The organism is Paenirhizobium naphthalenivorans, assembly GCF_007992095.1.
In the GTDB taxonomy this organism is placed as follows: domain Bacteria; phylum Pseudomonadota; class Alphaproteobacteria; order Rhizobiales; family Rhizobiaceae; genus Allorhizobium; species Allorhizobium naphthalenivorans.
Window position 1 is genome coordinate 40342 of the sequence record NZ_BJZP01000030.1, and the last position, 9271, is coordinate 49612.

The window sequence follows — 9271 nt, forward strand, 5'->3', positions numbered from 1 at the left end:
TGAAGACGCGTCGCTTGAACAAGCGGCGCGTTTTTAATTGTCAGGAAGCCTGGTTGATTCGCCTGACCGTGCCGCCAGCGTTCAGCTTGTGACCAATCCTGAGATGGCGGGGTGTTGCTGAGTTTTCCGCAATGTCGAGCAGCAGGGAGGCCGCAGTCGCCCCCATGCTGGCATCAGCCATCTCGATCGTCGTCAGGGGGGGATGCACCAGCCGGCCGATGGCGATGCCGTCGAAACCTGTGACCGACACGTCGTCCGGCACATTTAGCCCCTCGCGGCGAAGAGCGCTGATCACGCCCAGCGCCAGAAGGTCGTTCGATGCAATGATCGCGGTGGGGCGGTGGGTCCGCATGGCCTGGCCGAGATCGAGTTCGTCATAGCCGGTAACGAAGGGGATCTGCAGGGCGTTCAGCACCGGCAGACTGCTTGCCGCCATCGCGTCACAATAGCCCTCATACCGCAAACGGGCACGATCGGAACTCTCGAAGCGTCCCGACACGAACAAGATCTGCCGGTGGCCATGTTCGATCAGGTGCATTGTGATCTCGTGCCCGGCAAGGCGGTTGTCAGTCGTCACCGCCGCGGGAAAGCGTGAGGTCGGCAGATTGTTGAGCAGGACGGTCGGGGGCAGGAAGGCCGGCAGAGTCGATTGGCTTTTCAGTGGATCGCAGACCGTCAGTATGAGGCCGGTCGGCTTTTCCGTCAGCAGGTAATCGACGGCATCTGCTTCGCGTGCCGGATCGTAATCCGACTGGGCGATCAGCACGCCGTGGCCGGACACCCGCATGCGGTTCTGGATGCCGGAGAGCGAGGCGGCGAAGACGGGATTGGTGATGCTGGGAATGAGCACGCCGATCACGGGCCGGCGGCGTCCCGGTGGAAGGGTTCGTTCGATCCTGTGATAGCCGAGATCTGATGCCGCCTTGCGCACGCGCCGCATCATGCCTTCGCTGACCGGTCCGCTGCGATTGAGGACACGACTGACCGTGGCCATCGAGCAACCCGCTCTTGATGCGATCTCCTGGAGTGTCGACATTGTGCGCTCTCTATGCCGGTGCGACGGTCACGCGAGGTCGGAGATTGTTCGCGACAGGGACCGATGCGGCTTGCCCGAAATCCTGAAATGTCGTTGGCCGCCGTGCTTGCCACGGCGGCCATGCGTGTCTGCTGTGATCGAGTTCTCACTCGGCTGCAATGGCCTTTTTCCGATGGTTTATTGCCATCAGCCTGCAGGCGCGCTCAAGGCTTTCCGGCTGTTCGGCACGATAGCGGGCGCCGATTTCCATCATCATCACCGTGCCGGGCAGGAAGTCCAACTCGCTGAAGATGTCCTCCCAGTCGATGTCGCCCCAGCCGAGCGGCATGTGCAGGTCGCCGATACCCATCGCCGTGTTTTCCTGCAGGTGATAGCCTCTGTAGAAGCCCTGCGGGCGGCCGAAGCTGTCATGCAGATGCAGATGGCCGGTGACCGGCGCCATGGCGGCGACCTGTTCACGGAAGTTAAGGCCACGATAGGTGGATTCGATATAGGCGTGGCTGAAGTCGATGAGGGCAACGACATTGGCGTGATTAACCGCCTTGACCGTGTCTGCGACCTCGGCCGGCGTCTGGCGATACTGACCGGGTTCGGTGGTGAAGATGTTCTCCAGCGCGATGCGTACGCCGTAGGGCTTGGCGAATTCGGCGAGTTCAAGCAGGGCCTCGCGTTCGCGCAGGTCTGCTTCGGCCCGGTCGAAGGTCTGTTCGGCGCGCAGGCAGCCGCCATGCTGGACGAGCACGCGGGCGTCGATCCGGTCGCAGATTTCGACCAGCGCCTTGGCTGCGTCGATCTGATAGCGGCAGGTGGCCGGGTCCATGAAGTTCGATGAGACGAGGCCGTGGACCGTGTAGCGGAAGTCGAACTGTCGCGTCAGCGCCACGAGCCGTTCGGCGCGCTCCTTGATGATGCGGCCACCGGCGATCAGGTCAAGGGTGGTCACACCCAGCTCGACCGTGTCGACGCCGATGTCGGCGAGCGCCCGAAGATCGGCCTCTAGGCTCTGCATCTCGCCATTGGTCGAGGCGGCATTGAAGCCGGTTGCGATGATATTGCTCATGTTCTCACTCCAGAATTGGGGATTGGGCTAGGGGCGTTAAACGGTTGCCGAGACCTTGCCGCGCAGGTTCAGCGCGATGTCGGGGCTGTCGGATGTCAGGTGGCCGATGCCGCGCTCCAGCCATTTGCCAATCAGCGCCTCATTGTTGAGCGTCCATACGCACAGGCGGTCGAGCGGTAGCAAGCTCGTGATCAGATCCCATTCGGCGTCCATCAGTTCGTGATGGATGGCGACGATCTCGACGAGACCGTCGACCCGCTCGATGAAGCTTTTCAGCCCCCCCTGCTTCTCTGCCCAGGCGGCATTGACCGAGACGAGCCGGGCGATTTCCGGTGCGGTGCGGCGGCATTCTTCGAGCACGGAGACGTCGAAAGAGGTCAGGTAGCTTCGTTCGGCGAGGCCCTGGGCTGCGAGTTCCGCGGCGACCCGCGAGACAATGCCCGGATAGGGCGTGCCCGTTTCATCGCTCTTGACTTCGACGTGGAGAGGGAGGCCGTCGGCGGTTGACAGCACCGAAAGCACTTCGGCAAGGGTCGGGATGGTCTCGTCGCTGCCCTTGAGTTTGACGCTGAGGCGTGTTTGTGGCGTCAGCGCCCGGACTGGGCCTTCGCCGTCGGTGGTGCGCTCGAGCGTCGCGTCATGAATGACGAGCAGTTCGCCGGAATCGGTCAGATGGACATCAAACTCGATGGCGTCGACGCCGAGGTCTAGCACGTTGCGAAAGCCTGTCAGCGAGTTTTCGGGCCAGAGATTGCGGGCGCCGCGATGGCCGGTGATCCGTGTCATGAGCATGTCCTGATGGATTGGGGTTTGAGAAGTGGTCACCGCACGGTCGGATCGAGCTTGTCACGCAGCCAGTCGCCGACCAGCGAAATCGACAGGGTCGTCAGCATGATGACGAGGGCGGGGGCGAGCATGATCCACGGTGCGCGTGTCAGATATTCGCGGCCGAAGCCAACCATGTTGCCCAGGCTGGTTTCGGGTGGCTGCACGCCGAGGCCGAGGAAGGAGAGGCCGCTTTCCATAAGGATGATTTCTGGAAAAGTGAGCGTCATCGAGACGATCAGCGTCGAGGCGACATTCGGGAGGATGTGGCGGAAGTAGACGCGCAGGGGTGTCGCGCCAAGCTGCACGACGGCGGAGGCATAGCCCTGGGCGCTGGCCGAGATGGCGAGGCCCCGGGCGATGCGCGCATAGCGCTCCCAGCCGTAGAAGCCCATCAGGCAAACGATCAGCATCATCGAGGAACCGAAGAAGGCGAGGACGGCCAGCGACATGATGAGGAAGGGGAGTGCTGCCTGGAAGTCGGCCAGCACGAGCACGAGATGCTCGACCGCGCCACGGAACTTCGCCGCGGCAAAGCCGAGCGTGGTGCCGAACACGGCGGAAATGATCGTCGCGCTGAACGCGATCACGAGCGACACGCGGATCGACTGGATCAGGCGCGCCAGCACGTCGCGCCCGAGTTCGTCGGTACCGAGCCAGTGCTTGATGTTTCCGGGCGCGGCAAGACGGTTGGTGAGATCCATCGCCGTGATGCCGTAGGGGCGCAGCCGGTCGGCGAAAATCGCCACCAGCACCATCGCCACCAGCCACAAAATGCCGAGCCCGATCGAGAGGGGAACGTTGCGGCGGAGGACGGATAGGAGAGTGGCGGTCCGGCTGCCGTGCGGTTGCGCCTGTGCCAGGTCTGTCGAGGTCATGGCATCCTCCTCAATGGGCGGTTTGAGCGCGAAGGCGCGGGTCGAGCCAGCCGTAGAGCAGGTCGACGATGAGGTTGGAGATCACCATGGTCGCGGCGATCATCAGGAGGATGCACTGGACGACGGCTAGATCACGGTTGGCGACGGAGACTACAAGCAGGCGACCAATGCCAGGCCAGGAGAAGATCGATTCCACCACCACGGCGCCTGCGATCAGCGAGCCGACCATGAAGCCGACGATGGTGACGATCGGTACGGCGGCATTCGGCAGGGCATGGCTCCAGACGACATCAGGCCATTTCAGTCCCTTGGCGGAGGCGGTACGGATATAGGGCTGACCCATCACCTCGATCATGGCGCTGCGTGAGAAGCGGGCGAGGATGCCGATTCCGCCGATGCTCATGGTGATCGTCGGTAGGAGGCCGTGCATCCACGTGTCGTGACCGCCGGAGGGCAGGACGCCAAGGATGACCGAGAAGATCAGCACGAGCAGCAGTCCCATGACGAAGGAGGGAATGGTGAAGCCGAAAATGGCGAGCAGGATCACGCCGCGATCGATCGCGCTCTGCCGGTGCAGCGCGGCATAGACGCCGGCGGGGATGCCGATCAGCAGTTTGAGGACGAGCGCCGGGATGGTCAGTTGCAGTGTTGCCGGAATACGCTCCATCACGAGCTGCATGGCCGAGGCCTTGTCGCGCATGGAGACGCCGAAATCGCCGGTGAAGATCGCTTTGACATAGGCGAGGTACTGCATCCAAAGCGGTTGATCGAGACCCCAGGCCTTGCGGAAGGCATCGACGGCGTCCTGCGGCACGTCGGGACCGAGCATGACCTGTGCCGGATCGCCTGACATGCGCAGCACGACAAAGGCAAAGGTGACGACGGCGAAAATGGTGATGAATGCGCGCAGCAGGCGGGTGAGAACAAAGCGGATCATGGTCGTCTCCTCACGCGGCCACGGGCGCGGCGACGCCCTCGACCAGGTGGCAGGCCGCGGTTCGCTGCACGCCGATCGCGCGCAGGACCGGCACGGTCGTACGGCAAATGTCGGCTGCCAACGGACAGCGGGGATGGAAGGCGCAACCAGATGGCCGGTTGGCCGGGTTCGGCGGTTCGCCTTGCAGGATCATCCGACCGGTCAGTGGTTTGCCTGGAACCGGCACGCTGGAAACCAGCGCCTGGGTATAAGGATGTCTCGGCGAGGCGAAGATCACATCGGATGAGGCTTCCTCGACAATCCGGCCGAGATACATGACCGCGACGCGATCGGCGATGTTACGCACCACCTTCAGGTCATGGCTGATGAAGACCATGGCGATGTCGTTCTCTTCCTGAAGATCGCGCAGCATATTGACCACCTGCGCCTGGATCGAGACGTCAAGGGCGGAGACGGGTTCGTCGCAGACTAGAAGCTTCGGTCGCGAGGCGAGCGTCCGGGCGATCACGGCGCGCTGGCGCTGGCCGCCGGAAAGCTCGTGTGGGTAGCGATCGGCCTGGTCGTGCCGCAGTCCGACGGCCGTCATAAGGGCTTCGACGCGGGCAGCCCGCTCGCCCTTGGGCAGCAGATTATGGATCTCCAGCGGTTCGCCGATTTGCGTGGCGATGGTCAGACGCCGGTCGAGTGCCGCCAGCGGATCCTGGTAGACGAGCTGCATCTTGGCCCGCAGCGCGCGCCATTCGGCGGTACCGAATTCAGGCATGGACTTGCCCTCAAAGGCCACGGTTCCCGATTGCGCTGGATCAATGCCGAGAAGCATGCGCCCGAGTGTCGACTTGCCCGAGCCGGATTCGCCGACGATACCAAGCGTCTCGCCCGGCATCACCTCGAGCGACACGCCATCGACGGCACGCACTGACGTCGCCTTGCCGAGCAGCCCGCGCCGCATTTGATAGACACGGGTCAGATGTTCGGCGTTGATAAGGGAAGCGGCCACTTACACGTCCTCCAGGATCTTCTGTCGAACAGCTGCGGCTCGGGCGATGGCGACGGGGCTGAAGCAAGCCAGCCGGCGGCCATCTTCCAGTGTTTCGAGTTCCGGACGCTGCCAGCTGCAAGCATCCTCGGCATGGGCACAGCGTGGCGAAAACGCGCAGCCACTGGGGAGTTTTTTCGGGTTGGGGACGGTTCCAGGAATGGGGATCAGCCGGTTGCGTGGGCCGTCGATGCGCGGGATCGCGTCGAACAGCCCGCGGGTGTAGGGATGACGCGGTTCGGCGAACAATTGCCCGATCGAGCCCTGTTCGACGATCCTTCCGGCATACATGACGCAGACCCGCTCGCAGACCTGAGAGACCGCGCCGAGGTCATGGCTAATGAAGACGGTCGCCATGTCGGTCTCGGCGCGAAGCTGGATGAGAAGGTCGAGGATCTGCGCCTGGATCGTCGCGTCCAGCGCTGTTGTTGGCTCGTCCGCGATCAGCAGGTCGGGTTCCCCGGCAAGCGCCATGGCGATCATCAGCCGCTGGCACTGGCCGCCGGAGAATTCGTGGGAATAGAGATCGAAGCGACGGCGGGCATCGGGAATGCCGACCATGTCCATCAGCCGAAGGGCTTCCGCCTTGGCTGCCTGTCCGTGGAGTCCGCGATGGAGGGCAAGCGCCTCTGTGATCTGTCGGCCGATACGCAGTACCGGGTTGAGCGAGCTTGATGGGTCCTGGAAGATCATTGCGATGCGGCCGCCGCGAACGCCTTCGAGTATCTGGCGAGGGCCACCGCAAAGTTCGCGGCCCTCGATGCGCACGGAACCGCTGACGCTTGCCTTGCCGGGCAGCAGGCCGAGCGCAGCAAGCCATGTCACCGACTTTCCGCAGCCGGATTCTCCGACCAGCCCCAAGGCCTCGCCATGGCCGACGGTCAGATCGATGCCATGCAGGACCGGAACGCCGTCAAAGGCGACTTTCAGTTCACGAAGTTCCACGAGATGAGGGTTCATTGCGTTCACCTTCTTCAAGGCCTGATGGCCCGCGAAACTCCGCTTGGCCGCTACGGTTACTGGAAGGGAAGTCCGGCGGCCAGATAGCCGCCGGATCGAACTGGACGCTCCTACATGGTCCAATTGCTGGAGCGGAAGTCCATGGCGAAGGCAGGCGCTGCCTTCCACTTCAGCGAGGACTTCATGCCGGTGAAGACGGCGTTCTGGTGCAGGACCTGGTAGGCCGGGTCTTCGCGCTCGGCGATTTCCAGCATGCGGGCGATCGCCTTCTTGCGCAGGGCGCGGTCGGTAGAGGTTTCCATGACGACGGAGAGCTTGTTCATCTCTTCGTTCGACCAGTCCTTCTTCTGCTGCACTTCGCCGTTCGGGCCGAACTGCACCACCATCGGGGTGATTGGGTCGTTGATGGTGTTGGAAGCCGACCAGTCGCGGACGCCCTTGACGCCTTCCGGATCGTGGATCTGGGCCCAGTTTTCCTTCATCTGGATTTCGACGTTCAGACCGACCTGCTTCCACATCTCGACCAGAATCTGCGCCGTCGGCGTCTGATTGGTGTAGTAGTTGTTCAGCAGACGGTAGGGGATGGCATCGCCCTTGTAGCCGGCTTCCTTGAGAAGCTGCTTGGCGAGGTCCGGATTGTATTCCGGAGCGGCCCAGCCGTCGATGAACATGTCGGTGGTCTTGAAGGAGTCGAACTGCAGGCCGGCCGGAACGACGGTCTGACCACCCCAGAGAGCTTCGACGATGGCTTTGCGGTCCACGGCATGCGTGAAGGCGCGGCGAACGAGCGGATTGGCAAGGATTACGTTCTGCGTGTTGAACACGGAAATGCGGTGGTTCCAGATGGTCGAGCTCTGGATTTCCAGGCCCGGCGCGTTCTGGACCGTTGCGATCTGGTCCGGCGGCAGGTCGCAGGCGAAGTCGTATTCGCCGGAAAGCAGGCCGTTGACGCGCGAGGCGACTTCCGGAACTTCGACGAAGCGGATCTGTTCCAGCGGTGGGCGGCCACCCCAGTATTCATCGAAGGCGACGAGGGTCAGCGAGACGTCCGGCTTATATTCGCCGACCATGTACGGGCCCGTCGTGATCGGCTTGGCAGCCCATTCGTTGTAGGTCTTGGCCTCATCCCAGGCGCGGCGGTTGGCGATCTGGCTGCCACCGGCATAAAGGCGGCCTTCCAGCGTCACGTCCGGCGTGGCGTTATGGAAGCGGACCGTGTACTTGTCGACAGCCTCGACACCGGCGAGCGCCGGCCACAGACGGCGGCCGATGCCCGGCACGATGGCCGGCAGTTCCTTGGCATTGGTCGGCTTGTGGTCGGATTCGAACACCGTCTTGCCGCCCTTCGGCTCGGTATTGCCGAATACGCGTTCCTTGGAGAAGGAGAAGACGACATCTTCGGCCGTCAGCTCATCGCCATTGTGGAACTTCACGCCTTGGCGCAGCTTCAGTTCCAGCGTCTTGTCGTCAATGCGCTTCCATTCGGTGGCGAGACCCGGAACCGGACCCTGATCGCCCATCCAGTCGCGCAGGATGAGGCCTTCCCATAGGTTCGGGAAGAAGATGCGTTCGCCGACGTTGGACTGTTCGTACCAGATGTCGAGCGTGTTGTTGTTGGTGATCTTCTGCACCGCGATCGTCACCGACGGGCGTTTGCCCTGGGCGAATGTCATGCGTGGCAAAACGAGGCTGCCGGTTGCTGCGCCGATCAGGCCGAGCGCGCTGCGTCGATTGATGGAAAGCATCGAAATCCTCCTTCAAGGAATGGGGACATGTCGGAAACAGAGACCTTGATCTTGCGCGTTCCGGGTGTTGGTTTGTTAATGGCCTTGTGAATTTTGAGTGACGAACGCGTCGCGGCGGCCGCGGCGCGCCTTGGATCAGGCGGACATGGTCAGATCCGCGCCGTCACGCGGTGACGGCGGGCATGACAGTGCGGGAGCAACCGCGCCGAGAGCTTCGGCAAGTTCATCGGCGCCCGTCACGACAAGGATCGCACCGGCATCGGTCAGCGCGGCTTGGCGACCGGCGCGCGGGTCTGCCGGATCGACAAAACCGATCGCCCGCATGCCGGCCGAGACCGCGCCGCGAATTCCATGCGGGCTGTCATCGACTACGATGCAGTGAGCAGGATCAACGTCGAGTTTGTGCGCGCATAGCAGGAAGAGATCGGGCGCCGGCTTTGGATGCGCGACCATTTCGGCGCTGTAGATGTGCGGATCGAATGCGTTCCACAGATCGAAAAGGCCGAGGCTGTTTTTCAGGCGCTCCAGCGTGCTGTTCGACGCGACGCACTTGCGCTGCGGCAGTGAGCGAACAAGTGCATTCATGCCGGCCATCGGCGCGAGAGAACGGGCGAATTCGCCATAGAGATTGTCGCGGCAATCGGCGAACAGCTTATCCGTGTCGGTCAGCCCGAGTTCGTCCGTGCAGATTCGCCGCGCATCGCTCTCCGAATAGCCTGTGAAGCGCCGATGGACCTCTGCATGGGAAATTGACACGCCGGCACCCTGCAGGGCCTGCCACAAGACATGGCTCC

At 62.9% G+C, this 9271-nt stretch carries 9 protein-coding genes; all 9 read right to left on the reverse strand.

Annotated elements, in window-relative coordinates:
* Window positions 1–40: 40 nt before the first annotated feature.
* Window positions 41–1036 (reverse strand): substrate-binding domain-containing protein, encoded by a 996-nt coding sequence (locus tag RNA01_RS20325; RefSeq protein ID WP_147181986.1) that lies wholly within the window; start codon window positions 1034–1036, stop codon window positions 41–43.
* Window positions 1037–1181: 145 nt separating this feature from the next.
* On the reverse strand, window positions 1182–2096 hold the full coding sequence (locus RNA01_RS20330; protein WP_147181987.1) for a TIM barrel protein: 915 nt from the start codon (window positions 2094–2096) through the stop codon (window positions 1182–1184).
* A 36-nt stretch (window positions 2097–2132) separates the two neighbouring features.
* Window positions 2133–2882 carry a glycerophosphodiester phosphodiesterase family protein gene (locus RNA01_RS20335; protein WP_147181988.1) on the reverse strand — a complete coding sequence of 250 codons (750 nt, stop codon included), beginning with the start codon at window positions 2880–2882 and terminating at the stop codon, window positions 2133–2135.
* 35 nt (window positions 2883–2917) lie between these two features.
* Window positions 2918–3799, reverse strand: coding sequence for an ABC transporter permease (locus tag RNA01_RS20340; protein ID WP_147181989.1), 882 nt, complete (start codon window positions 3797–3799; stop codon window positions 2918–2920).
* A gap of 10 nt (window positions 3800–3809) precedes the next feature.
* Window positions 3810–4736, reverse strand: coding sequence for an ABC transporter permease (locus RNA01_RS20345; RefSeq protein ID WP_147181990.1), 927 nt, complete (start codon window positions 4734–4736; stop codon window positions 3810–3812).
* A gap of 10 nt (window positions 4737–4746) precedes the next feature.
* Entirely contained in the window at window positions 4747–5685 is a 939-nt protein-coding gene (locus RNA01_RS20350; protein WP_147181996.1) for an ABC transporter ATP-binding protein, read from the reverse strand.
* 48 nt (window positions 5686–5733) lie between these two features.
* Window positions 5734–6732: an ABC transporter ATP-binding protein gene (locus RNA01_RS20355; protein WP_147181991.1), complete on the reverse strand. Its 999-nt coding sequence runs from the start codon at window positions 6730–6732 to the stop codon at window positions 5734–5736.
* Window positions 6733–6842: 110 nt separating this feature from the next.
* Window positions 6843–8477, reverse strand: coding sequence for an ABC transporter substrate-binding protein (locus RNA01_RS20360; RefSeq protein ID WP_147181992.1), 1635 nt, complete (start codon window positions 8475–8477; stop codon window positions 6843–6845).
* A gap of 135 nt (window positions 8478–8612) precedes the next feature.
* Window positions 8613–9271: HAD family hydrolase (locus tag RNA01_RS20365; RefSeq protein ID WP_147181993.1), on the reverse strand; the 659-nt coding region annotated here is incomplete at its 5' end.